The sequence below is a fragment of the Kitasatospora xanthocidica genome (genome assembly GCF_014656195.1).
GTDB classification, from domain to species: Bacteria; Actinomycetota; Actinomycetes; order Streptomycetales; family Streptomycetaceae; genus Kitasatospora; species Kitasatospora xanthocidica.
On the sequence record NZ_BNBY01000004.1, the window covers coordinates 214,976 to 240,466 of the forward strand.

Here is a 25,491-nt window from a genome sequence, read left to right on the forward strand (position 1 = left end):
CGATGACCACCACCGCCGCACCCCTGCTCGAAGTCACCGGCGTCACCATGCGCTTCGGCGGCCTCACCGCCGTCAACGACGTCTCCCTCACCGTCGGCGAGGGCGAGATCATCGGCCTCATCGGCCCCAACGGCGCCGGCAAGACCACCTTCTTCAACTGCCTCACCGGCCTGTACGTCCCCACCGAGGGCACCGTCCGCTACCGCGACGTCCAGCTGCCGCCCAAGCCCCACCTGGTCACCCAGGCCGGCATCGCCCGCACCTTCCAGAACATCCGGCTCTTCGCCAACATGACCGTCCTGGAGAACGTCCTCGTCGGCCGGCACACCCGCACCAAGGAAGGCATCTTCTCCGCCATCCTCCGCGGCCCCGGCTACCACCGCGCCGAAGCCGAGAGCCGGGCCAAGGCCATGGAACTCCTCGAGTTCACCGGCCTCGCCGACAAGGCCGAACACCTCGCCCGCAACCTCCCGTACGGCGAGCAGCGCAAACTGGAGATCGCCCGCGCCCTCGCCTCCGACCCCGGCCTGCTCCTCCTCGACGAGCCCACCGCCGGCATGAACCCCCAGGAGACCCGCGCCGCCGAGGAACTCGTCTTCGCCATCCGCGACAAGGGCATCTCCATCCTCGTCATCGAGCACGACATGCGCTTCATCTTCAACCTCTGCGACCGCACCGCCGTGCTCGTCCAGGGCCAGAAGATCGTCGAAGGCGACCGCGAGACCGTCCAGAACGACGAACGCGTCATCACCGCCTACCTCGGCGCCCCGCTCGAAGAGGCCGCCCCCGCGGCAGAAGGCACCACCCCCGCAGCACCGGAGGACACCAAGTGACCGCGCTCCTCGAAGTCCAGGACCTCCGCGTCGCCTACGGCAAGATCGAAGCCGTCAAGGGCATCAGCTTCACCGTCAACCAGGGCGAGGTCACCACCCTCATCGGCACCAACGGCGCCGGCAAGACCACCACCCTGCGCACCCTGTCCGGCCTCCTCAAGCCCACCTCCGGCCGGATCACCTTCGACGGCCAGGACCTGAGCACCGTCCCCGCCCACAAGATCGTCGCCCTCGGACTCGCCCACTCCCCCGAAGGCCGGCACATCTTCCCCCGCATGACCATCGAGGAGAACCTCCTCCTCGGCGCCTTCCTGCGCACCGACACCGCCGGAATCACCGCCGACGTCGAACGCGCCTACGGCCTCTTCCCCATCCTCGGCGAACGCCGCAAGCAGGCCGCCGGCACCCTCTCCGGCGGCGAACAGCAGATGCTCGCCATGGGCCGGGCCCTGATGTCCCAGCCCAAGCTGCTCATGCTGGACGAGCCCTCCATGGGCCTCTCCCCGCTGATGATGCAGAAGATCATGGCGACCATCATCGAGCTCAAGGCCTCCGGCACGACCATCCTCCTGGTCGAGCAGAACGCCCAGGCGGCCCTGTCGCTGTCCGACCAGGGCTACGTCATGGAGACCGGCCGCATCGTCCTCTCCGGGACCGGCGCGGACCTCCTCCACGACGAGTCCGTCCGCAAGGCCTACCTCGGCGAGGACTGACCCCGTACGCACGAAGGGCCCGGCGGACACTGTCCGCCGGGCCCTTCGCCGTGTCCGCGTACTACTCGGACGTGCCCTCTTCCGCCTTCTTGCGGTCCTGGGCGTCGCCCTCCTCGATGACGGCCTCGGCCACGGCCGCCATCGTCATCCGCCGGTCCATCGAGGTCTTCTGGATCCACCGGAACGCGGCCGGCTCGGTCAGCCCGAACTTCGTCTGCAGCACGCCCTTCGCCCGGTCCACCAGCTTCCGGGTCTCCAGCCGCTGGGTGAGATCCCCGATCTCCTTCTCCAGCGCCCGCATCTCGGTGTGCCGCGACACCGCCATCTCGATCGCCGGCACCAGGTCCGCCTTCGAGAACGGCTTGACGATGTACGCCATCGCCCCCGCGTCCCGCGCCCGGTCCACCAGCTCCCGCTGCGAGAACGCCGTCAGCATCAGCACCGGAGCCAGGTGCTTCTCGTGGATCTGCTCCGCGGCCGACAGCCCGTCCAGCACCGGCATCTTCACGTCGAAGATCGCCAGATCCGGCTTCAGCTCCTCCACGAGCTTCACCGCCGTCGCCCCGTCCCCCGCTTCGCCGACGACGGTGTACCCCTCCTCCTCGAGCATCTCCTTGAGGTCGAGGCGGATCAACGCCTCGTCCTCGGCGATCACGATCCGGGTGATCTGGGGCGTATCGGTCTCAAGCGGCTGTGCCTGCTCGTCGGCGGTGCTCACGGGGCTCCTAGTTCCGGCGGGGTACTGCATGCACGAGGGTACCTAGACACGGTATGTTTGAACTCAGCAGGGTCGGGGGGCAACCTTCGAATCTGCGCATGCCCCGGTAGTCCAGCGGGAGAGACACGGCACTCAAAACGCCGCCAGCGTGGGTTCGAATCCCACTCGGGGCACTTTTCCTTCGATTCCAAAGTCATTTAGGGTAACCTAATGCTTGGCGATCTTCATCCGTCCGGGTGGAAACTGTCCAATTCGCCCGCGCATTCAGCCTACGCTGCGCAAGATCACCCGTATGGCAGTTCGATCCACGCGTGAAGAAGCCGTCCTGCTGCTACGCCAGGGCACCCGAAACTGTGACGTCTCCCGCCGGCTCGGGGTCCCATCCGGCACCGTCTCGTGGTGGAAGCAACAGGATCGTGCCAAGCACGGAAATTTCCCCGCCCCTGAGCGCACCACATGCCCCCGCTGCTACGCCGACGAGCTCAACCACCCGGCCTATGCCTACTTGCTCGGCGCCTACCTGGGCGACGGCCACATCACCCGCTCAAAGCTGTGCCGGGCCCAGAGCTTGTTCATCACTTGCGACGACAAGTGGCCGGGAGTCATGGATTCCATCGAGCAAGCCATGCGTCAGGTATTTCCGAGGAACAACACCTACCGGCTGCAGCGCCCCGGCTGTCACAACGTCAAGCTCCACTCAGTTCACCTGACCTGCCACTTTCCCCAACACGGCCCTGGCAAGAAGCACGAGCGCACCATAGCCCTGGCCCCCTGGCAACAGGAGATCGTCGACGAGCACCCCTGGGAGTTCCTGCGCGGGCTGATCCACTCCGACGGCTGCCGCATCACCAACTGGGCCACCCGCACAGTCCGTGGCGTCACAAAGCGCCACGAATACCCGCGATACTTCTTCACCAACACCTCGACCGACATCATCGCCCTCTTCACCGCCACCCTCGACGCCGTCGGCGTCCAGTGGAAGGCCGCGATCCCCCGCCCCACCGGCCAGGTCAACATCTCCGTCGCCCGCAAGGACTCCGTGGCCCTCATGGACGCCCACATCGGCCCCAAGTACTGACGGCGGCGCGGNCCCCCCCCCCGCCGATGGGCCGCTCAGGCGTCCAGGGTTCCCACGTGGTGGACGCGGACGAGGTTGGTGGAGCCGGCGAGGCCGGGTGGGGAGCCGGCGGTGATGACGACGATGTCGCCCTTCTGGCAGCGGCCGAGGGAGAGCAGGGCCGCGTCGACCTGTTCGACCATCTGGTCGGTGGTCGGGGCGAACGGGCCGAGGAAGGTCTCCACGCCCCAGGTGAGGGCGAGTTGGCTGCGCACGGCGGGCTCGTAGGTGAAGGCGAGCACCGGGATCGGCGAGCGGTAGCGGGTCAGCCGGCGGGCGGTGTCGCCGGACTGGGTGAAGGCGATCAGGTACTTGGCGTGCAGGAAGTCGCCGATCTCGGCGGCCGCGCGGGCGACGGCGCCGCCCTGGGTGCGCGGCTTGCTGCCCGCGGTCAGCGGGGGGAGGCCGGCGGCGAGGATGTCGTTCTCGGCGGCTTCGATGATCCGGGCCATGGTCTTGACCGTCTCGACGGGGTACTTGCCCACCGAGGTCTCCCCGGAGAGCATCACCGCGTCGGTGCCGTCGAGGACGGCGTTGGCGACGTCGGAGGCCTCGGCGCGGGTCGGCCGGGAGGCGTTGATCATCGAGTCGAGCATCTGGGTGGCCACGATGACCGGCTTGGCGTTGCGCCGGGCCAGCTTGATGGCGCGCTTCTGGACCAGCGGGACCTGTTCGAGGGGCATCTCCACGCCCAGGTCGCCGCGGGCCACCATGATGCCGTCGAAGGCGTCCACGACGGACTCGAGGTCCTCCACCGCCTGCGGCTTCTCGATCTTGGCGATGACCGGGACGTACCGCCCCTCCTCCGCCATGATCCGGTGGACGTCCTCGATGTCGCGCCCGCTCCGGACGAAGGAGAGCGCGATCAGGTCGGCCCCGGTGCGCAGCCCCCACCGCAGGTCGGCGACGTCCTTGTCGCTGAGTGCGGGGACGGAGACGGCGACGCCGGGGAGGTTGAGGCCCTTGTGGTCGGAGACCAGGCCGCCCTCGATGACGAGGCACCGCACCCTGGGGCCGTCGACGGCGACGACTTCGAGGGTGACCCGGCCGTCGTCGACCAGGATGCGTTCGCCGCGGCTGACGTCGCCGGCGAGTCCGGAGTAGGTGGTTCCGCAGCCGTCCTTGTCCCCCACGACGCCCTTGTCGGTGGAGATGGTGAACTCGTCGCCGCGTTCGAGGAGTACCGGCCCGTGGGCGAAGGTGTCGAGCCGGATCTTCGGGCCTTGAAGGTCGACGAGGACGCCGACGCTGCGGCCGGTCTCGTCGGCGGCCTTGCGGACGCGGCGGTAGCGTTCCTCGTGCTCGGCGTGCGTGCCGTGGCTGAGGTTGAATCGGGCGATGTCCATTCCGGCGTCGACCAGGGATTTGATCTGGTCGTACGAGTCGGCGGCGGGCCCGAGGGTGCAGACGATTTTTGCTCGGCGCATAGTGCTGAGACTAGGCATTACCGGCGCGTAACAACGAGGCGGGTCCGGCTTGCGGGATGACCTTTGGCGTAAGGCGAGTTGAACAATCTGACACATCCTCGGACCGGTGTGCGAGCGCCGCCTCCGGGGCCTCTCCGGGCGCTCCGGCGAACGGGTCGGTCGATGCGATTCCGTGAAGGGGTGTTCACCCTTCGTTCATCGTGGCTTCCGTTGCCGCTCCCCGCCCGGCGGGACGCTCGTCACCCCCGGGTGACACCCCGGAGGTTCCGGGTGACCACCCGGACGACGTAGAGGACGCGGCAGAAGTCGCGTACGAGGGGGAGGCGTTCGGCATGAAACGCGGCGCACTGGGGGCGGTGCTGATCCTGGCCCTGCTGGGCTGGGTGGCCTACGCGCTGATCCCCGAGGGGGGCAACGGGGGGTCCGGCCCGGCCACGGTCACGGTCACCGGCCTGATCGGCTCGGAGAAACGCAACTTCTTCGAAGACCCGAACGTCAAGGCCGAGTTGAAGAAGAAGGGCCTGGAGGTCCGGACGGACTCGACCGGCTCCTGGACGATGAGCGAGCAGGCGAAGAGCACCCAGGGGCTGGACTTCGCCTTCCCGGCGAGTGCCGCGCCGGCCCGGGAGATCCAGCAGAACTGGGGGCTGAAGGACTCGCCGCTGGTGCCGTTCTACTCCCCGCTGGTGATCGTGACGCACAAGCCGGTGGCGGAGATCCTGAAGCAGAACCAGCTGGCGGAGCACGACGACGGCCCCAAGGGTGTCTGGACGTTCAAGATGGACAAGTACGTGGAGGCGCTGACGGCCGGCCGGAAGTGGAAGGACCTCGCGGGCTCCGAGAAGGACCCGGAGCTGACCGGCCCGGTGTTCGTGTCCACCACCGACCCGGACACCTCCTCCTCGGGCGCGATGTACGTGGCGCTGCTGTCCTACATCGCGAACGGCAACCAGGTGGTGCAGGACGACGCCGGTGTCGACGCCGTCCGGAAGGTCCTGGTCACCGCGAACGGCCACCAGGGCATGCAGAAGATCAGCAGCGACGAGCCGTTCCGCGACTTCTTCGCGGGCGTCGGCACGCTGGTCTTCGCGTACGAGTCGCAGGCCGCCGCGCTCCCGCTGCAGGGCAAGGACACCGGGGACATGGTGGTGATGTACCCGGACACCACGGTCCAGTCGGACCACACCCTGGTGGCCCGGACGGACGGCGGCCGCAAGCTGGCCGACGCGCTGCAGAACGACCCGGTGCTGCGCGAGCTGGAGGCCCACTACGGCTTCCGCCCGCAGGCCGACCAGGAGGCCTTCTGGAAGCAGCTGAACGGGAAGTCGCCGCAGTTCGCGCCCGACCTGAGGAAGTCCGGGTTCAAGCAGGCCACGCTGCCCTCGCTGGAGAACCTCACCAAGCTGACCACCGCGGCGAAGGGCGGGAGCCCCAAGTGAACCTCCGTACGAACCCCCGGGGCCGGCTGGCCGCGGCCCTGCTGGCCGCGCTCGCCGCGGTGACCGCCTGTACCTCCTCCGGCGGCGACGGGCCCGGCCCGCGGCCCTCCGACCCGCCCGCCGAGACCGCCCGGCCCGGGGTGCTGCGCATCCTGGCGGGCAGTGAACTGCAGGACCTGGCCCCGGTCCTGGAGGACGCCCGGAAGGCCACCGGGGTGACCGTGCAGTTCTCCTGGACGGGCACCCTGGACGGCGCGGACGCGGTGTCCTCGGGCCGGGCCGACGGCAAGTACGACGCGGTGTGGTTCCCGTCCAACCAGTACCTGCGGCTGGACCCGGCCGGGAAGTCGAAGGTGCTGTCGGAGACCCCGGTGATGGTCTCGCCGGTGGCGATCGGGGTGCGTTCCTCGGTCCTCGGCGACCTCGGCTGGGGTGACGGTTCGAAGGTCACCTGGGCGCAGGTCGGCGACGCGGCCGCGGCCGGCAAGCTGACCTACGGGATGGCCGATCCGTCGCGTTCCAACTCCGGCTTCTCCACCCTGGTGGCGGTCGCCTCGGCGTTCTCCAAGGCTGACGGGGCGCTGGCCGAGGCGGACGTGCAGAAGGCGACGCCGCAGCTGAAGCAGTTCTTCACCGGCCAGAAGCTGACCTCCGGCTCCTCGGGCTGGCTGGCGCAGGCGTACAGCCGGGCCGAGTCGGGCCTGGTGGGCGCGCTGGTGAACTACGAGTCGGTGCTGCTGTCGATGAACAGGACGCTGTCGCCGCAGCAGCAGCTGACGGTGGTGCGCCCGGTGGACGGCGTGGTGTCGGCGGACTACCCGCTGTCGCTGCTGTCCGCGGCCGCGCCGGACCAGCGCGACGCCTTCCAGCGGCTGACCTCGTACCTGCTCAAGGACGAGGTGCAGAAGCGCATCTCCGAGACGACGCTGCGCCGCCCCGCGACGGTGGGCGTGGCCCCGGCGGCCGGGCTGCCGACGGACCGCCGCCGGGAGCTGCCGTTCCCGGGCACCCGGGCGGTCGCGGACGGCCTGCTGGCCTCCTACCAGAACGACCTGCGCCGCCCGTCCCGGACGGTGTACGTGCTGGACACCTCGGGCTCGATGGAGGGCAACCGGATCGCGGCGCTGAAGTCCGCGCTGGGCCGGCTGACGGGGGCGGACGACACCCGCGGGGTGCGCCGCTTCCGCAACCGCGAGGAGGTCACCCTGGTGTCCTTCGCGTCCTCGGTGAAGTGGTCCAAGACGCACGTCGTGCCCGCCACCGGGAGCCAGCCCGGCCCGCAGGACGAACTGGCGGCGATCAACACGGACGTGCAGTCGCTGGCGGCCTCGGGCGGGACGGCGGTGTACGGCTCGCTGGAGGAGGCGTACCGGGTGATCGAGCGGCAGCAGGCGGCGGCGAACGACGACCGGTTCACCTCGATCGTGCTGATGACGGACGGGGAGAGCAACTCCGGCCCCACGGACTCCGACTTCAAGCGCTTCCACGACGGGCTGCCGGCCTGGGAGAAGTCGATCCCGGTGTTCCCGATCAAGTTCGGCGAGGCGGCGGTGAACCAGCTGCAGGGGATCGCGGACGTGAGCGGCGGCAAGCTGTTCGACGGCTCGGGCTCGCTGGACGGGGCGTTCGAGGAGATCCGTGGCTACCAGTGACGGTCCGGTCCGGCAGCCGTGGCGGTACCTGGGGTCGAACAAGAACTGGGCCGGCCTGGCGGGGGCCGCCGTCGGGGCGGGGCTGCACCAGATCGGGCTCGGCGGGAACCTGTGGCCGGGGGTGGTGGCCGCCCTGTACGGGGTGGGCGCGCTGGTGATGCCCGACCGCAGGACCGACCCGCCCGTGGAGCCCCCGGCGCCGATCCCGCACCCGGCCCCGGACCCGGGCCCGCTGACGACGGATCCGCCGACGCCGGGCCCCGGAGCGGGCACGCCGTCCGGATCGGCGTCGGCCGCCACGGGGGTCCCGGCACCCCCGCCGCCGTCCGACCCCGAGCTGGAGGAGCTGGCCGCCTACCTGGGCGACCTGTCCCTGCCGCCCTCGGCCGGGGTGGACGCCCTGCTGGCGGCGCTGCGCGCGGCCGGCCCGGGCCCGGTGACGGAGCGGATCGTCCGGCACCGGCTGCCGCTCGCGGTGGCCGGCTACCTGCGGGCGCTGACCTGGCGGCCGTGGGCGGGTCCGGGTGCTCCGGACCCGGCGGCGGAGCTCGGCCGGGAGGTGGTCCTGCTGACCGCCGAGCTGGCCTGACCCGGGGTCGCCTCCCAGGTCAGGCCCGCCGGGGCGCCCATATCACCCCCGGCCCCACCCGTTCCCGTCATGAACGAGTCGCCAAGATCTCACCTCTTGGACAGGTCCGGGGGCTATTCAGCGACCGGGCCCGCACGGCACACTTCTACGCGCGTCCCTCTACGCGCGTCGACGCAGCGACGCCGCACCGCCGTGATGCGGCGGCGCGGTGACGCGGCAACGCGGTGACGCACCCGCACTCACGTACACAAGTTGACGGTCCAGCTGCCGTCGCCCTCCTCGGGAGAGTCGTCCATGCCCCTGAACCGCCGTGACTTCGTCACCCGGTCCGCCGCCACCGCCGCCGGTGCCGCCATCGTCGGCGGTTCCGCCGTGGCCGCCGCCCCCTCCGCCGCGGCCGCCGAGCCGGACACGGCGGCCGCCAAGGGCCGGCAGCGCAAGCCGCGCAAGCAGGCCTTCACCGTCATGGGCACCACCGACCTCCACGGCCGGGTGCTGAACTGGGACTACTTCACCGACGCCGAGTACGTCGACAAGGCCCACAACGCGGTCGGTCTCGCCAAGATCTCCACCCTGGCCAACCAGGTGCGCGAGGAGAAGGGCTGGAACCGCTGCCTGCTGATCGACTCCGGTGACATCATCCAGGGCACCCAGCTGACCTACTACTACGCCCGGATCGAGCCGATCGCCACCGACGGCGACACCGTGCCGGACCACCCGATGGCCGTCGCCATGAACCTCATGGAGTACGACGCCGCCGCGCTCGGCAACCACGAGTTCAACTACGGCATCCCGACCGTCAAGGCCTTCGAGGACCAGCTGGAGTTCCCGCTGCTGGGCGCCAACGCGCTGCACGCGAAGAACGAGAAGCCGGCCTTCCCGCCGTACGTGATCAAGGAGCTGCACCTCGGCGAGGGCAAGCCGCTGAAGGTCGGCATCCTGGGCCTCACCAACCCGGGCATCGCGATCTGGGACAAGGCCAACGTCAGCGGCCAGATGGTCTTCCCGGGCATCGTGGAGACCGCCGCCAAGTACGTGCCGCGGATGAAGGCGGCGGGCGCGGACGTCATCGTGGTCTCGGCGCACTCCGGCATCGACGAGGCGACCACCTACGGCGACCAGCTGCCCTGGCCCGAGGACGCCTCGGGCGAGATGGCGGAGACCGTCCCGGACATCGACGCGGTGCTGGTGGGCCACACCCACAAGGAGGTCCCGCAGCGCCTGATCGTCAACAAGAAGACCGGCAAGACGGTCGTGCTCTCCGAGCCGCTCTGCTGGGGCCAGCGCCTGAGCTGCTTCGACTTCGAGGTCGAGTTCGCCGACGGCGCCTGGAAGGTCACCTCGGTCTCCTCGCGGGTGCTGAACTCCAACACCGTGCCGGAGAACCCGGAGATCACCAACGCGCTGACCGAGCAGCACAAGAAGGTCGTCGCGTACGTCAACCAGAACATCGGCACCAGCAAGATCGAGCTGTCGATCGCCGAGGCCCGCTTCAAGGCCACGCCGATCATCGACCTGATCGGCCGGGTCCAGGCCGACGCCGTCAAGGCCGCCCTGGCCGGCGGCCAGTACGCCGACCTGCCGGTGCTCGCCCAGGCCGCCCCGTTCAACCGCACCGCCGTGATCCCGGCCGGCCAGGTCAAGCTGCGCGACGCCGCGGGCCTCTACATCTACGAGAACACCCTGGAGGCCCGCATCCTGACGGGCGCCCAGCTCAAGGACTACCTGGAGTTCTCGGCCAAGTACTACAACCAGCTCGCCCCGGGCGCCCCGGTCGACAAGGACGCCCTGACCGGCGCCGAGGCCACCCCGGACTACAACTACGACTCGCTCTACGGCCTGAGCTACGACATCGACATCGCCCAGCCGAAGGGGCAGCGGATCCTCAACCTGTCCTTCCAGGGCAAGCCGATCGACCCCGCCGCCCAGTTCGTCCTGGCCGTCAACAACTACCGCGCCAACGGCGGCGGCAACTTCCCGCACGTGGCCAAGGCGAAGCTGGTCTGGTCGAACTCCGACGAGATCCGCAACACCATGATCGCCTGGGTGAAGGCCAAGGGCGTCCTGGACCCGGCCGACTTCTTCACCAACTCCTGGCGCCTGGTCCGCGCCGGCCAGCCGGTCTTCTGACCGCCGCTCCCGCCCCACCGAGGCGCCGCCGGGCCCGTCCGCCCGGCGGCGCCTCGCCGCGTCCGGGGCGGTGGGAGGATGCTCGCATGGTCGAGTCGGATCACCGAGTCCTCACGTACGCACGCACGCTGGTCCCACCACCAGGCTGGAAGGTCGAAGCCTCCGGTGGCGCGATCATCATCACGGCAAGCCCGTCCACCGCCCACGCACACACCCTCTGGCTCGTCCGCCACCAACTCGACGCGCACTGCCCGTCCGACCTGATGCCAAGTGAGAACACCGACCTCGTCTCCCCGGGCATCAGCAGGCTACGCAACCCCGACCTGACGTATTTCCCTTGCTCCGTCGTCGAATCCGGCGGCAACGAGGTGCCCGCCGAGCAGGCGGCCATCGCGGTGGAGATCGTCTCCCCGTCGAACCCCGAGAACGACCTGGTCGGCAAGGTCCGCGACTATCCGCTGATGGGCATCCCGCTGTACCTGCTGATCGACCCGCGCACCGGCGCCGTCACGCTCTACTCCGAGCCCTCCGCCACCGGCTACCACCGGCAGTGGACCGGCAAGTTCGGCGACCGGGTGCCGATCCCGGCCCCCTTCGACTTCGAACTCGCCACCGACGGCCTCGTCCGCTACCCGGCCTGACCCACTCGCCCGTCGAGACGATCGGACATCTGACGGAGACTTGAGGATATTCATCGGCTCGCCCGCCCTCCCTATCGTTGAACACATCGAGAACGGCCCCACGGGGGGCCTGGGTTGACCGGAGTGGGAGTGAGTGCGATGCGTGCGATCGTTCAGCGGGAATTCGGCGGGCCCGAGGTCATGGAGGTCGCCGAGGTGGAGCGTCCGCGGCTGCTGAGCGGCGAGGTGCTGGTGCGGGTGAAGGCGGCCGGGGTGAACCCGGTGGACGTGGCGGTGCGGGCGGGGCTGTTCCCGCTGCTGGGCGAGCCGCCGTTCACGGTGGGCTGGGACCTCTCCGGGGTGGTCGAGGAGGCCGCGCCCGGCGCCCGGTACCGGGTGGGCGAGGAGGTGTACGGGATGCCGTTCTTCCCCCGGGCCGCGAACGCCTACGCCGAGTACGTGGCCGCGCCGTCGCGCCAGCTGGCCCGCAAGCCCGCCTCGGTCGGCCACGTGGAGGCCGCCGCGCTGCCGCTGGCCGCGCTGACCGCCTGGCAGGGCCTGGTGGACTTGGCGAAGGTCGGCGAGGGGCAGCGGGTGCTGGTCCACCGGGCGGCGGGCGGTGTCGGCCACTTCGCCGTGCAGATCGCCAAGGCCCGCGGCGCGTACGTGATCGCGCTGGCGAGCGAGCCCAAGCACGCCTTCCTCAAGGAGCTCGGCGCCGACGAGGTCGTCGACTACCGCACCACCGACTACACCCAGGCGGTCAAGGACGTGGACGTCGTCTTCGACTCGTCCTCCGAGAACACCCGGGCGCTGGAGGTGCTGAAGCCGGGCGGCGTCCTGGTGAGCATCATGGAGCACCACGACCGTGAGCTCGCCGCCGCGATCGAGGCGGCCGGCCGCCACTTCGCGGGCGTCTCCGTGGAGCCGGACTACGCCGCGCTGGAGGAGATCGCCGCCCTGGTGGACGAGGGCCGGATCCGTCCGCACGTCGCTCAGGCCTTCCCGCTGGCCGAGGTCGGCCGGGCGCACGAGCTGGTGGCCTCCGGTACCGTCCAGGGCAAGGTCGTGCTCACCGTCGACTGAGCACCTCGGCCGAGGGCGGACCACCGTGGAAGGCACCGAAGGGGGACGGGCGTTGGACATCCTGACCGAGGCACTGGGCTCGATGCGGACGGCGTACCCGTCCTCCGTCCGCACCGAGGGCCGCGCCCCCTGGGCCCTGCGCCTGCCCCCGGTGCTCGGCGCCGGCTTCCACGTGGTGCTGTACGGCACCTGCTGGCTGCTCCCGCTGGGCATCGGGAACGGCACCGGGGAGAGCACCGGGCGGCACGAGCCGATAGCCCTCAGCCCGGGCGACGTCGTGTTCCTGCGGGACGGCGGCGGCCACGTCCTCGCCGACCACCCGGACACCCCGCCGGTGGACGCCCGGGACTGCGAGGCGGACTCCGCCCCGCCGATCGGCACCGTGTCGCTGGGCGGTGGCGGCGCCCGTACCAGCCTGCTGTGCGGCAACTACCACCTGGACCAGGGCCGCCCGCATCCGATGGTCCGCCAGCTGCCGGCCCTGATCCACCTGCCGACCCGGCACGGCCGTCACCCCGAACTGGCCGCCGCCGTACAGCTGTTGGGCAGTGAGCTGGAGAATCCGCGGATCGGTTCGACCGGGATCGTGCCGGCCCTGATCGACTCGCTGCTGCTGTACATCCTGCGGGCCTGGTTCGAGGACCAGCCCGCCGCGTCCGCCGCCGGCTGGGCGGCGGCGCTGCGGGACGCCGCGGTCGCCCCGGCGCTGGAGGCGATCCACGAGGCGCCGGCCACCCCGTGGACGGTGGAGTCGCTGGCGGACCGGGCGGGCCTGTCCCGGGCCGCTTTCGCCCGCCGGTTCACCACCATGGTGGGCGAGCCGCCGATGGCGTACCTGACCCGTTGGCGGATGACCACGGCGGCCCGGCTGCTGCGCGAGTCGGAGGCGCCGCTGACCTCGGTCGCGGCGCAGACCGGCTACGGCTCGGAGTACGCCTTCGCGAAGGCGTTCAAGCGGGAGTTCGGCCTGGCCCCCGGCGGTTACCGCCGGGAGGCCCGCGCCGCGTAGTCCCAGGGCGTCAGAACGGGAACCGCGCCCGCCCGTGCTGCACCGAGATCCACTTCAGCGTGGTGAAGGCGTCCACCGTGCACTCGCCGTTGAGCCGCCCGACGCCGGAGTTCTTCTCGCCGCCGAACGGCACCCCGGGCTCGTCGGCGATGGTGCCGCCGTTGACGTGGATCATGCCGGTCTCGATCCGCTGGGCGAGCCGCACCCCGCGTTCGACGTCGGCGGTGTGCACGGCGCCGCTGAGTCCGAACGGCGAGTCGTTGGCGAGCCGCACGGCCTCGTCCTCGCCGTCGAAGGGCAGCAGCAGCACCACGGGGCCGAACAGTTCGCGCCGCAGGATCGGCGCGTCCTCGGCGAGGTCGGTGAGGACGGTCGGTGCCATCAGGCTGCCGGTGGTGGTGCCGCGCAGCAGGGCGGTGGCGCCGGCGGCGACCGCCTGGTCGATCTGGGTGGAGAGGGCGTCGGCCTGGACGGTGTTGATCAGCGGGCCGATGTGGGTGGCCGGGTCCTTGGGGTCGCCGACGGTGAGCGAGGCGACCTTGGCGACGAACTTCTCGGTGAACTCGGCCTGGACGCTGCGGTCGACGAGGACGCGGTTGGCGGACATGCAGACCTGGCCCTGGTGGACGAAGCGGCTGAACACCGCCGCGTCCACGGCGTAGTCGAGGTCGGCGTCGTCGAGGACGATCAGCGCGCTGTTGCCGCCGAGCTCCAGGACGGACCGCTTGAAGTGCGCGGCGGCGACGGTGCCGACGTGCCGGCCGACCTTGTCGGAGCCGGTGAAGGAGATCACCTTGGGCACCGGGTGCTCGATGAAGCTGTCGCCGATCTCGGCGATGTCGGTGATCACGACGTTCAGCAGGCCGGGCGGCAGGCCCGCGTCCTCGAAGATCTTCGCGATCAGGCCGCCGCCGACCACCGGGGTCTCCTGGTGCGGCTTGAGGACGACGCCGTTGCCGAGGGCGAGGGCCGGGGCGACGGCCTTGAGGGCCAGGAACAGCGGGAAGTTGAACGGGCTGATCACCCCGACCACGCCGACCGGCAGCCGGTAGAGCCGGTTCTCCTTGCCCGGGGCGGGCGAGGGCAGCAGCCGGCCCTCGGCGGCCACGGACAGGTGCAGGCACTCCCGCAGCATGTCCTTGACGAGCGAGAGCTCGAAGCCCGCCTTCAGGGCGGTGCCGCCGAGTTCGGTCATGATCGCCGCGACGATCTCCGGCTCGCGCTCCTCGAAGAGGCGCAGCGCGCGCTCGAAGACCAGCCGCCGCTCGTAGGGGCTGGTGGCGGCCCATTCCTTCTGGACGCGCTCGGCGGCGCGGTAGGCGCGGTCGACCTCGTCGACGGTGGCGACGGTGATGCCGGCGAGCTTGTCACCCGTGTAGGGGTCGACGTCGACGATGTCCCAGGAGCCGCTGCCGCTGCACCACTCGCCGTCGATGTACTGCAGCGCCAACTCGGAGAAGTACGACATCTGCTCCCTCTCGTGCACGACCTGATGGGACATCATCGTACTGACGTATCAGAGCTCCTGGCGTATCGCATACAGCAGATCCCTGGTCCGCGCCGGTTCCAGGCTGTCGGCGACCAGGGCGTCCATGGCGTGCCGGTACTCCGCGACCTCGGCGGGTTTGTCCAGGTAGAGCGCGGTGGTGAACTGCTCCAGGTAGACGACCTCGGAGAGCTCCCGCTCGGCGAAGCCCAGCACCGTGAACGCGCCGCTCTCGGCGGACAGTCCGGCGTTGCCGAACGGCAGCACCTGCAGCCGGACGTTGGGCAGTTCGCCGAGTTCCAGCAGCCGGTCCAGCTGGCCGCGCATCAGCTCGGGCCCGCCCCAGGGCCGGCGCAGCGCGGCCTCGTCCAGGACGGCGACCAGCCGCGGCGCGCGTTCGCCGGTGAGCAGCGCCTGGCGCCTGATCCGTACGTCGACCCGGCGCTCGATCTCCTCGGCCCCGTGGTCGTGGCTGCCGGCGGTGACGACGGCCCGGGCGTAGTCGGCGGTCTGCAGCAGCCCGTGGACGAACTGGACCTCGTAGCTGCGGATCTCGGCGGCGGCCTCCTCCAGCCCGAGGTAGTTCTGGAACCAGCCGGGCAGCACGTCGCCGTACTCGTGCCACCAGGAGCTGGCGTTGGCGTCCCGGACCAGCCCGAGGACGTCGGCGCGCTCCTGCTCGGCCTCGACGCCGTAGAGGGTCAGCAGGTCGGCGACGTCGCGCTCCTTGAAGCCGACCCGGCCGAGCTCCATCCGGCTGATCTTGGACTCCGAGGCGCGGATCGAGTACCCGGCCTCCTCCCGGCTGACGCCTCTGGCCTCGCGGAGCTTGCGCAGCTGGGTGCCGAGCAGTAGGCGCCGTACCGTCGCGCCCCCACCTGCCTGAGTCGTGCCCATCGAAGTCAACCTCCGCACTCGCGCAGCCCCCCGGCCGTCGGCGGCAGTCTGCCACCTGGCACCGACGAACAACAGCCCGTGCAGAGACCCTTTCCGGCCGCTGTGAGAACGCTGTGGCTCCGCTGTGAGCCGACCCCGGAAACGCGAAGGCCCCGGAGAACGCGAAGGCCCCGGAGAACGCGACGGCGCCCGCCCTCCAACTGGTCGGGGAAGAGGGCAGGCGCCAGGAGACCGCGTTGGCCCGGCGACTCTGACGGGGCAGCGGGTTGAGCTCCCGGCGATGCGGCGCCGGGGGTTCGGGGGGGCCGGTCGGACCGTCAGACCACCAGGGGGCGGTCCGTGGGTCGGATCGGGGCGGGAAGCGGGGTCTTGCCGCCCAGGTACTTGTCCACCGCGGCGGCGGCCGAACGGCCTTCCGCGATGGCCCAGACGATCAGCGACTGGCCTCGGCCGGCGTCTCCGCAGACGTACACGCCATCGACATTGGTGGCGAACCGGCCGTCGCGGGCAATGTTACCCCGCGCGTCGAGGTCGGCTCCCAGCTGCTCGACCAGCCCGTTCTTCACATCCGTACCGGTGAAGCCCATGGCCAGGGTGACCAGCTGCGCCGGGATGGACCGCTCGGTGCCCGGCACGGCCTCGAAGCGGCCGTCCTTGAACTCCACCTCGACGAGGTGCAGCTCCTGGACGTTGCCGTCCTCGTCGCCGGTGAAGCGGGTGGTGTTGACGGAGTAGATCCGCTCGCCGCCCTCCTCGTGGGCGGAGGTGACCTTGTACGTCATCGGCATGGTCGGCCACGGCTGGTGCCCGGGCCGCTCCTCGCCGGGCCGCGGCATGATCTCCAGCTGGGTGACGGAGGCCGCGCCCTGCCGGTGGGCGGTGCCGACGCAGTCCGCGCCGGTGTCGCCGCCGCCGATGACCACGACGTGCTTGCCCTTGGCGCTGATCGGGGACTCGACGAAGTCGCCCTCCTGCACCTTGTTGGCCAGCGGCAGGTACTCCATGGCCTGGTGGACGCCCTTGAGCTCACGCCCGGGCACCGGCAGGTCGCGGGCGGTGGTGGCGCCGGCCGCGACGACGACCGCGTCGAAGCGCTCGCGCAACTGCTGCCCGGTGATGTCCTCGCCGACGTTCACGCCGGTGCGGAACCGGGTGCCCTCCGCGCGCATCTGCTCGATGCGGCGGTTGATGTGGCGCTTCTCCATCTTGAACTCGGGGATGCCGTACCGCAGCAGGCCGCCGATCCGGTCGGCCCGCTCGTACACCACGACGGTGTGCCCGGCGCGGGTGAGCTGCTGGGCGGCGGCGAGGCCGGCCGGGCCGGAGCCGACGACGGCGACGGTCTTGCCGGAGAGCCGCTCGGGCACCTGCGGGGTGACGCCGCCGCGGTCCCAGGCCTTGTCGATGATGGTGACCTCGACGTTCTTGATGGTCACCGCGTCCTGGTTGATGCCGAGGACGCACGCGGACTCGCACGGGGCCGGGCAGAGGCGGCCCGTGAACTCCGGGAAGTTGTTGGTGGCGTGCAGCCGCTCGATCGCGCCGACGAAGTCGTCCCGGTAGGCGAGGTCGTTCCACTCGGGGATGAGGTTCCCGAGCGGGCACCCGTTGTGGCAGAACGGGATGCCGCAGTCCATGCAGCGGCCGGCCTGCTTGGTGATGATCGGCAGGAGGCTGCGCTCGACGTAGACCTCGTTCCAGTCACGGAGACGAACGTCGACCGGGCGGCGCTCCGCCAGCTGCTTGGGCGTGGTCAGGAAGCCCTTGGGGTCAGCCATTAGCCGCCTCCATCATCTTGCGAGTGGTCTCGGCCTCGGAGAGGCCATCGCGCTCAGCGGCGTCCTTGGCGGCGAGCACTGCCTTGTAGTCGGTCGGCATGATCTTGGAGAAGCGGGAGACCCCGCTGCCCCAGTCGGCCAGGAGCTCGGCGGCGACGGTGGAGCCGGTCTCCTCGTAGTGCTGCTGCACGGTCTCGCGCAGCCACTCGCGGTCGTCGGCGGTGGGGGCTTCGATGCCCACCATGCCGTCGTTGACGTTGGCGGGGCGCAGGTCCAGGACGTACGCGATGCCGCCGGACATGCCCGCCGCGAGGTTGCGCCCGGTCTCGCCGAGGACGACGACCCGGCCGCCGGTCATGTACTCCAGGCCGTGGTCGCCCACGCCCTCGACGACCAGGGTGGCGCCGGAGTTGCGGACGGCGAAGCGCTCGCCGGCCTTGCCGCGCAGGTGGATCCGGCCGCCGGTGGCGCCGTAGCCGATGGTGTTGCCGGCGATGACGTGGTTCTGGGCGCCGTTGCCGATGGCCGCGGCCTCGCGGGCCGGGCGGACGACGACCACGCCGCCGGAGAGGCCCTTGCCGACGTAGTCGTTGGCGTCGCCCTCGAGCCGCAGCGTCACGCCGCGGGGCAGAAAGGCGCCGAAGGACTGCCCGGCGGAGCCGGTGAAGGTGACGTCGATGGTGCCCTCGGGCAGGCCCTCGCCGCGGTACCGCTTGGTCACCTCGTGGCCGAGCATGGTGCCGACGGTGCGGTTGACGTTGCGGATCGGCAGCTGGATGCGGACGGCGTCGCCGCGCTCCAGGGCGTCCTCGGCCAGCGCGATGAGCTGGTTGTCCAGGGCCTTGTCGAGCGCGTGGTCCTGGGTGGTGGTGCAGTGCCTGGCGGCTCCCTCGGGCAGCTCGGGCACGTGGAAGAGCGGGGCCAGGTCGAGCCCGGCGGCCTTCCAGTGGTCGATCGCGCCCTGGGCGTCGATGTGCTCGGCGTGGCCGACGGCCTCCTCGATCGAGCGGAAGCCCAGCGAGGCCAGGATCTCCCGGACCTCCTCGGCGATGAACTCGAAGAAGTTGACGACGAACTCGGGCTTGCCGGAGAACCGGTCGCGGAGCACCGGGTTCTGGGTGGCGACGCCGACCGGGCAGGTGTCCAGGTGGCAGACGCGCATCATGATGCAGCCGGAGACGACCAGCGGGGCGGTCGCGAAGCCGAACTCCTCGGCGCCGAGCAGCGCGGCGATGACGACGTCGCGGCCGGTCTTCAGCTGGCCGTCGGTCTGGACGACGATGCGGTCGCGCAGCCCGTTGAGCAGCAGGGTCTGCTGGGTCTCGGCGAGGCCGAGCTCCCAGGGGCCGCCGGCGTGCTTGAGCGAGGTGAGCGGCGAGGCGCCGGTGCCGCCGTCGTGGCCGGAGACCAGCACCACGTCCGCGTGCGCCTTGGACACGCCGGCCGCGACCGTTCCGACGCCGACCTCGGAGACCAGCTTCACGTGGATGCGGGCCGCCGGGTTGGCGTTCTTGAGATCGTGGATCAGCTGGGCGAGGTCCTCGATGGAGTAGATGTCGTGGTGCGGCGGCGGCGAGATCAGGCCGACGCCCGGGGTGGAGTGCCGGGTCTTGGCGACCCACGGGTACACCTTGTGGCCGGGCAGCTGGCCGCCTTCGCCGGGCTTGGCGCCCTGGGCCATCTTGATCTGGATGTCGTCGGCGTTGACCAGGTACTCGGAGGTGACGCCGAAGCGGCCGGAGGCGACCTGCTTGATCGCCGAGCGGCGCTCCGGGTCGTACAGGCGCTCCGGGTCCTCGCCGCCCTCGCCGGTGTTGGACTTGCCGCCGAGGCGGTTCATCGCGATGGCCAGGGTCTCGTGCGCCTCCATCGAGATGGAGCCGTACGACATGGCGCCGGTGGAGAAGCGCTTGACGATCTCGGAGACCGGCTCGACCTCGTCGACGGGGATCGGCTCGCGGCCGAGGCCGTCCAGCTGGAAGAGGCCGCGCAGGGTCATCAGCCGGGCGGACTGCTCGTTCACCCGGTCCGTGTACTGCTTGAAGATGTCGTACCGGCGGTTGCGGGTGGCGTGCTGCAGCCGGAAGACGGTGTCCGGGTCGAACAGGTGCGGCTCGCCCTCGCGGCGCCACTGGTACTCGCCGCCGATCTCCAGCGCGCGGTGCGCGGCCGGGATGCCGGAGGCCGGGTACGCCTTGGCGTGCCGGGCGGCCGTCTCGCGGGCGATCTCGTCCAGGCCGATGCCGCCGAGCTTGGTGGTGGTGCCGGCGAAGTAGCCGTCCACCAGCTGCTGGGAGAGGCCGATGGCCTCGAAGACCTGGGCGCCGCGGTAGGAGGCGACGGTGGAGATGCCCATCTTGGACATGACCTTGAGCACGCCCTTGCCGAGCGCCTTGATCAGGTTCTTGATGGCCTTCTCGGGCTCGACGCCCTCGATGAAGACGCCCTGCGCGACGAGGTCCTCGACCGTCTCCATGGCCAGGTACGGGTTGACCGCGCCGGCGCCGTAGCCGATGAGCAGCGCGACGTGGTGCACCTCGCGGACGTCGCCGGCCTCGACCAGCAGCGACACCTGGGTGCGCTGCTTGGTGCGGATGAGGTGGTGGTGGATCGCGGAGGTGAGCAGCAGCGAGGGGATCGGGGCGTGCTCGGCGTCCGAGTGCCGGTCGGAGAGCACGATGATCCGGGCGCCGTCGGCGATCGCGGCGTCGGCCTCGGCGGCGATCGTGGCCAGCCGGGAGGCCAGGGCCTCGCCGCCGCCGCCGACCTTGTAGAGGCCGGAGAGCGTGACGGCCTTGAGGCCGGGCTGGTCGCCGTCGGCGTTGATGTGGACGAGCTTGGCCAGCTCGTCGTTGTCGATCACCGGGAAGGTGATGCCGACGGAGCGGCAGGCGGAGGCCTCGGCGGCCAGCAGGTTGCCCTCGGGGCCGAGGTTGGAGAGCAGCGAGGTGACGAGCTCCTCGCGGATGGCGTCCAGCGGCGGGTTGGTGACCTGCGCGAAGAGCTGCACGAAGTAGTCGAACAGCAGGCGCGGCTTCTCGCTCAGCGCGGCGATCGGCGAGTCGGTGCCCATCGAGCCGAGCGCCTCGCCGCCGGTGCGCGCCATCGGCGCGAGGATGACCCGCAGCTCCTCCTCGGTGTAGCCGAAGGTCTGCTGGCGGCGGGTGACGGAGGCGTGGGTGTGCCAGATGTGCTCGCGCTCGGGCAGCTTGGCGAGCTGGATCTGGCCGGCGCCGACCCACTCCTCGTAGGGGTGCTCGGCGGCGAGGGCGGACTTGATCTCCTCGTCCTCGACGATGCGGCCCTCGGCGGTGTCGATCAGGAACATCCGGCCGGGCTGCAGGCGGCCCTTCTTCGTGACCTTCTCCTGGTCGAGGTCGAGCACGCCGACCTCGGAGGAGAGCACGACCAGGCCGTCCTCGGTGATCCAGTACCGGGCGGGGCGCAGGCCGTTGCGGTCGAGTACGGCGCCGATCTGGGTGCCGTCGGTGAACGTGACGCAGGCCGGGCCGTCCCAGGGCTCCATCAGGTTGGAGTGGTACTGGTAGAACGCGCGGCGGGCCGGGTCCATGGTGGCGTGGTTCTCCCACGCCTCCGGGATCATCATCAGCACCGAGTGCGGCAGCGAGCGGCCGCCGAGGTGGAGCAGCTCCAGGACCTCGTCGAAGGAGGCGGAGTCGGAGTGGTCCGGGGTGCAGACCGGGAAGATCCGCTCCAGGCCCTGCCCGTTCCGGTTGGCGGGGATCAGGTCGGTCGCCAGCTGGGACTCGCGGGCGCTCATCCAGTTGCGGTTGCCCTTGACCGTGTTGATCTCGCCGTTGTGCGCGACGAAGCGGTACGGGTGGGCGAGCGGCCAGCTCGGGAAGGTGTTGGTGGAGAACCGCGAGTGCACCAGGCCGATCGCGGACGCGTAGGTGCGGTCCGACAGGTCGGGGAAGAAGGGCTCCAGCTGGCCGGTGGTCAGCATGCCCTTGTAGACGATGGTGCGCGCGGACAGCGACGGGAAGTAGACCCCGGCCTCGCGCTCGGCCCGCTTGCGGACGACGAAGGCGGTCCGGTCCAGCTCGATGCCGGCCCGCTCGCCCTGCGCCAGGAAGAGCTGGCGGAAGCGCGGCATCACGCCGCGCGCGGTGGCGCCGAGCAGGTCGGGGGTGACCGGGACGTCGCGCCAGCCGAGGACGGTGAAGTCCTCCTCGGCGGCGATGGCCTCGATCCGCGCGACGGCGGCGGCGTCCGCCTGGTCGTCGTCGGGCAGGAAGGCGATGCCGACGGCGTAGCGGCCGGCGGCCGGGAGCTCGAAGTCGACCTTGCCGCGCAGGAACGCGTCCGGGATCTGGGTGAGGATCCCCGCGCCGTCGCCGGAGTCCGGCTCGGCGCCGGTGGCGCCGCGGTGCTCCAGGTTGCGCAGGACGGTCAGCGCCTGCTCGACGATGGTGTGGTCGGCGATGCCGGTCAGCGTTGCGACGAAACCGACGCCACAGGCGTCGTGCTCGTTCCGCGGGTCGTACAGGCCCTGAGCAGCAGGTCGCGCATCCGGCACGAGCGCGTACGGCCGGCGGGAGGCGCCGGCCTGGGGCTCGTTGGCGGAGTGCATGGATGCAGACAGCATCGGCTCTCCCGTCGTCGTCTTTCGGCAAGTTGGTGCAAGTAGGGACGACGTTGGCCCTGATGCGGTGGTGCGTGTCGTGCAAGTTACATGATGCCCAGGATCCCGAGAAGCGGAATATCCCGTCCACATGGCGGGACGAGTCGCAGGTCAGGGGGTGTGGGGAGAAGGACGCGCCACAGTGCGCGTCCCGACGATTGTGCCCAACCACCCGCGGCCTGAAACAGGGGCGAAACCGGATCGCCACACAGGCCGATCATGACCGCCTGCGAATCCATTCCGGGAGCTCGCCCACGGATGCGAATCCGCGGCACCGAGGCCCGGATGATGAGACTAGGCCAGGCATGACGCGACGCCCATGTGTGAAACGTCACGCGCTGCCCAGCATAATCATGCAGAGTTCTGGGTCATCCCACAGACACCACCGAGCCCTCCGTGGGGCCTCATCCCACGTGCCCGCCGATCAGCAGGCCCAGCAGATAGGTCACCCCGGCCGCCGCCCCGCCCAGCACCAGCTGCCGCAGCCCGCTGAACCACCAGCTGCGCGCCGTCACCCGGGCCACCACCGCGCCGCACAGGAACAGCCCGGCCGCCGCCAGCACCAGCGCCGGCAGCAGCGAGGTCGCCCCCAGCAGGTACGGCAGCAGCGGCAGCAGCGCGCCGAGCGCGAAGCACAGGAACGACGAGCCGGCCGCGACCAGCGGCGAGGGCAGGTCGGTGGGGTCGACGCCCAGCTCCTCGCGGGCGTGCACCTCCAGGGCCAGCTCCGGATCGGCGGACAGCTGCCGGGCCACCTCGCGGGCCAGCTCCGGCTCCACTCCGCGCGAGACGTACAGCTCGGCCAGCTCGGCCAGCTCGCCGTGCGGGTTGCGGCTCAGCTCCAGCCGCTCGGCCTCGATCTCGGCCTGCACCAGTTCCCGCTGCGAGGCCACCGAGGTGTACTCCCCCGCCGCCATCGAGCAGGCGCCGGCCGCCAGGCCCGCCAGCCCGGTCAGGATCACCGTGCCGTTGGACACCGCGCCGCCGACCACACCGGTCATCAGCGCGAAGTTGGACACCAGCCCGTCCACCGCGCCGAACACGGCCGGACGCAGCCAGCCGCCGTTGACGTCCCGGTGGTGCCCGGCCGCGGGTATCCGGGGCTGGTGTCCGGCGTCCGGCTCCAAGGTGGTCACGCTCATCGTCTCTTCCCCTCCGTCGTCGTTCCTCCGCCCCGACCGTAGCCCTCCTGACCTGCGCACTTCCAGCAAAGTAAGGCTGTCCGAACACGACTGAGGCCACCCTTCGCAAGCCGTGCGAAGGGTGGCCTCAGTCGGGGGGAAGCCCCAGGTCAGATCGGGTTCCTGGCGTCCTTGCCGACGCTCTCGGCCGTGTCGGACACCGCGTCCGCGTCCGTCTTTTCGTCCGCCTGCCGAGACAGCTCGGCGGTCTCGCCCGCCCCGGCGACCTTCTCGGACGGGGCGGCCTTCCCCACTGCGTCAGCCTTCCCGGCCGCGTCGGCCTTCCCGGACGGGCCCTCCGCCGCGGCCTCCTCGGCGTGCGCGGCCGGGTCGATGCTCGCCGGGTCCTCGCGACCGGGCCGCTTCTTGCCGACGATCACCATGTACGCCACGGCGCCCAGGAACACCGCGATGGACACCCAGTCGTTCAGGCGCAGGCCGAAGTAGACGTGCGCCTCGTCGATCCGCAGCCACTCGGTCCAGAACCGGCCCACCGTGTACGCGGCCACGTACAGCGCGAACGCCCGCCCGTGGCCGAGCTTGAAGCGGCGGTCCGCCCAGATCACCAGCAGCGCGACGCCGACGCACCAGAGCGACTCGTACAGGAAGGTCGGGTGGTAGACGCCCTTGACGACCTCGCCGCTGGGCAGCGTCTTGTCGATCTCCAGGCCCCACGGCAGCGTGGTCTCGCGGCCGTACAGCTCCTGGTTGAAGTAGTTGCCCCAGCGGCCCATCGCCTGCGCGAGCGCGATGCCCGGCGCGATGGCGTCGGCGTAGGCGGGCAGCGGCACGCCGCGGCGGCGGGCGCCGATCCAGGCGCCGACGGCGCCCAGCGCGATCGCGCCCCAGATGCCGAGGCCGCCCTCCCAGATCTTGAAGGCGTCCCAGGGGTTCTTCCCCTCGGCGAAGTACAGCCGGCCGCCGTCGGTGATCACGTGGTAGAGGCGGCCGCCGACCAGGCCGAACGGCACGGCCCAGACGGCGATGTCACCGACCGTGTGCTTGGCACCGCCCCGGGCGACCCAGCGCTTGCTGCCGAGCCAGACGGCGGCGACGACACCGAGGATGATGCAGAAGGCGTAGGCGCGCAGCGGGACGGGTCCGAGGTACAGGACGCCCCGCGACGGGCTGGGAATGTAGGCGATATCCATGGCGGTTCCGACGCTACAGGGTCGACGGCCCCGGTCGGACACCCCCGGGGTCACAGATCCCGAACAACGGACCGCGGGCCGGCCGCCGCGTCCTCCCTCCGGAGGGTACGGCGGCCGGCCCGCGGCCGGGGTGCGGGGCTCAGCCGGCGTTCGGCGACGGGTTGTTGGCCTCCGAGGCGGCACTGGTCGGCGCCGGGGTCTGCCCGTTCGAGCCCGCCGTGCCCAGCTGCTTGCCCTGGTTGGCGGCGTCCACCCACTTCACCAGGTTCTCCGGGGTGATCTCGTCGTTGCCGTTCTTCGGATAGACCGGCTGGCCGTTGAGCAGCACCGTCGGGGTGGACTTGTAGCTGGACTTGTCGAAGTCCTGCTGCACCGAGGAGACCCACCCGCCGTACTTGTTGTCGTTGACGCAGGCCCGGAACCCGGGCGTGTCCAGGCCGTTGACCTGCTTCGCCAGGTTGAGGAGGACGGCCTTGTTGCCGAAGGCGTCGTTGGTCTCGTCCGGCTGGTTGCGGTACAGCACGTCGTGGAAGTCCCGGAAGTGCCCGGCGTCCTGGGCGCAGGCCAGCGCGTTGGCGCCGGTCCTGGAGCCCTTGCCCGGCACGGCCCGGTCGATGAACGACACGATGTGGTAGTTGGTGTAGACCTTGCCGGCGTCCTCCAGCTGGTCGATCGTCGACGAGAACTCCCGCTCGAAGATGCCGCAGGCGGGGCAGCGCGGGTCCTCGTAGACGGTGAGGACGGCGGGCGCGTTGCCCGCGCCGACCGGGATGACCAGGTTCTTGTCGCCGATGGTCCCGGCCGGGGCGGCGGTCGGGGTCTCCGGCTTGGAGCGCTCGTTCTGCACCACGACGCCGGTGACCACGGCGGCGGCGATCACCGCGAGCACGGCGCCGCCGACGATCAGCTTCTTCTTGCGCCGGGAGGAGGCCTCCTCGGCCGCCCGCTGCTCCTGCATCCGCTCGCGGGCGGTGCGCTTGCCTTCTCGGTTCTTCTCGCTCATTGCCTTGACATCCACGG

19 protein-coding genes and 1 tRNA gene are annotated in these 25,491 nt (G+C 70.8%); 11 read left to right on the forward strand and 9 right to left on the reverse strand.

All coding sequences use genetic code 11. The annotated features are described in order from the left end of the window. Positions 1 to 2 precede the first annotated feature (2 nt). Complete coding sequence (locus IE332_RS09330) at positions 3 to 833, forward strand: ABC transporter ATP-binding protein (RefSeq protein WP_189915392.1); 831 nt, start codon at positions 3 to 5, stop codon at positions 831 to 833. Beyond that, entirely contained in the window at positions 830 to 1,546 is a 717-nt protein-coding gene (locus IE332_RS09335; RefSeq protein ID WP_189914984.1) for an ABC transporter ATP-binding protein, read from the forward strand. Before IE332_RS09330 ends, IE332_RS09335 begins: the two co-directional genes overlap by 4 nt. 61 nt (positions 1,547 to 1,607) lie before the next feature. On the opposite strand, the gene IE332_RS09340 is transcribed toward IE332_RS09335, so the two are convergent. Continuing rightward, complete coding sequence (locus IE332_RS09340) at positions 1,608 to 2,264, reverse strand: ANTAR domain-containing response regulator (protein WP_189914985.1); 657 nt, start codon at positions 2,262 to 2,264, stop codon at positions 1,608 to 1,610. 100 nt (positions 2,265 to 2,364) lie between these two features. On the opposite strand from IE332_RS09340, the gene IE332_RS09345 reads away from it, so the two are divergent. Then, positions 2,365 to 2,437 (forward strand) — tRNA-Leu (locus IE332_RS09345). 119 nt (positions 2,438 to 2,556) lie between these two features. Then, on the forward strand, positions 2,557 to 3,342 hold the full coding sequence (locus tag IE332_RS09350) for a helix-turn-helix domain-containing protein (RefSeq protein ID WP_189915394.1): 786 nt from the start codon (positions 2,557 to 2,559) through the stop codon (positions 3,340 to 3,342). Positions 3,343 to 3,377: 35 nt separating this feature from the next. Here IE332_RS09350 and pyk read toward each other — a convergent pair whose 3' ends face one another. Next, on the reverse strand, positions 3,378 to 4,808 hold the full coding sequence (gene pyk / locus IE332_RS09355) for a pyruvate kinase (protein ID WP_189914986.1): 1,431 nt from the start codon (positions 4,806 to 4,808) through the stop codon (positions 3,378 to 3,380). A 332-nt stretch (positions 4,809 to 5,140) separates the two neighbouring features. Between pyk and IE332_RS09360 the strand changes: the two genes are divergently transcribed. The 7 genes from IE332_RS09360 (at position 5,141) to IE332_RS09390 (ending at position 13,333) form a co-directional block, all read left to right on the forward strand. Continuing rightward, complete coding sequence (locus tag IE332_RS09360) at positions 5,141 to 6,247, forward strand: substrate-binding domain-containing protein (protein ID WP_189914987.1); 1,107 nt, start codon at positions 5,141 to 5,143, stop codon at positions 6,245 to 6,247. Next, positions 6,244 to 7,899, forward strand: coding sequence for an extracellular solute-binding protein (locus IE332_RS09365; protein WP_229928465.1), 1,656 nt, complete (start codon positions 6,244 to 6,246; stop codon positions 7,897 to 7,899). Before IE332_RS09360 ends, IE332_RS09365 begins: the two co-directional genes overlap by 4 nt. Beyond that, positions 7,886 to 8,488: a hypothetical protein gene (locus IE332_RS09370; protein ID WP_189914988.1), complete on the forward strand. Its 603-nt coding sequence runs from the start codon at positions 7,886 to 7,888 to the stop codon at positions 8,486 to 8,488. Before IE332_RS09365 ends, IE332_RS09370 begins: the two co-directional genes overlap by 14 nt. A 294-nt stretch (positions 8,489 to 8,782) precedes the next feature. Continuing rightward, positions 8,783 to 10,618 carry a bifunctional metallophosphatase/5'-nucleotidase gene (locus IE332_RS09375; RefSeq protein WP_189914989.1) on the forward strand — a complete coding sequence of 612 codons (1,836 nt, stop codon included), beginning with the start codon at positions 8,783 to 8,785 and terminating at the stop codon, positions 10,616 to 10,618. An 86-nt stretch (positions 10,619 to 10,704) separates the two neighbouring features. Continuing rightward, complete coding sequence (locus IE332_RS09380) at positions 10,705 to 11,259, forward strand: Uma2 family endonuclease (RefSeq protein ID WP_189914990.1); 555 nt, start codon at positions 10,705 to 10,707, stop codon at positions 11,257 to 11,259. A gap of 138 nt (positions 11,260 to 11,397) precedes the next feature. Then, on the forward strand, positions 11,398 to 12,324 hold the full coding sequence (locus IE332_RS09385; RefSeq protein ID WP_189914991.1) for an NADP-dependent oxidoreductase: 927 nt from the start codon (positions 11,398 to 11,400) through the stop codon (positions 12,322 to 12,324). Positions 12,325 to 12,376: 52 nt separating this feature from the next. Further along, positions 12,377 to 13,333, forward strand: a complete 957-nt coding sequence (locus IE332_RS09390; protein ID WP_189914992.1) for an AraC family transcriptional regulator — start codon at positions 12,377 to 12,379, stop codon at positions 13,331 to 13,333. Positions 13,334 to 13,343: 10 nt separating this feature from the next. On the opposite strand, the gene IE332_RS09395 is transcribed toward IE332_RS09390, so the two are convergent. The 7 genes from IE332_RS09395 to IE332_RS09425 all read right to left on the reverse strand — a co-directional run bounded on the left by IE332_RS09395 (position 13,344) and on the right by IE332_RS09425 (position 25,474). Beyond that, positions 13,344 to 14,801, reverse strand: coding sequence for an aldehyde dehydrogenase family protein (locus IE332_RS09395; RefSeq protein ID WP_189915397.1), 1,458 nt, complete (start codon positions 14,799 to 14,801; stop codon positions 13,344 to 13,346). A gap of 48 nt (positions 14,802 to 14,849) precedes the next feature. After that, positions 14,850 to 15,716, reverse strand: coding sequence for a Sco1979 family transcriptional regulator (locus IE332_RS09400; protein WP_189914993.1), 867 nt, complete (start codon positions 15,714 to 15,716; stop codon positions 14,850 to 14,852). Between the two features lie 317 nt (positions 15,717 to 16,033). Continuing rightward, positions 16,034 to 17,494: a glutamate synthase subunit beta gene (locus IE332_RS09405; RefSeq protein WP_189914994.1), complete on the reverse strand. Its 1,461-nt coding sequence runs from the start codon at positions 17,492 to 17,494 to the stop codon at positions 16,034 to 16,036. After that, complete coding sequence (gltB, locus tag IE332_RS09410) at positions 17,487 to 22,088, reverse strand: glutamate synthase large subunit (protein ID WP_189915399.1); 4,602 nt, start codon at positions 22,086 to 22,088, stop codon at positions 17,487 to 17,489. The genes IE332_RS09405 and gltB overlap by 8 nt, the downstream gene beginning before the upstream one ends. Before the next feature lie 455 nt (positions 22,089 to 22,543). Beyond that, positions 22,544 to 23,281: a VIT1/CCC1 transporter family protein gene (locus IE332_RS09415; protein ID WP_189914995.1), complete on the reverse strand. Its 738-nt coding sequence runs from the start codon at positions 23,279 to 23,281 to the stop codon at positions 22,544 to 22,546. Positions 23,282 to 23,430: 149 nt separating this feature from the next. Next, entirely contained in the window at positions 23,431 to 24,471 is a 1,041-nt protein-coding gene (lgt, locus tag IE332_RS09420) for a prolipoprotein diacylglyceryl transferase (protein WP_189914996.1), read from the reverse strand. 139 nt (positions 24,472 to 24,610) lie between these two features. Continuing rightward, positions 24,611 to 25,474 carry a DsbA family protein gene (locus IE332_RS09425; protein WP_189914997.1) on the reverse strand — a complete coding sequence of 288 codons (864 nt, stop codon included), beginning with the start codon at positions 25,472 to 25,474 and terminating at the stop codon, positions 24,611 to 24,613. Positions 25,475 to 25,491: the final 17 nt, after the last annotated feature.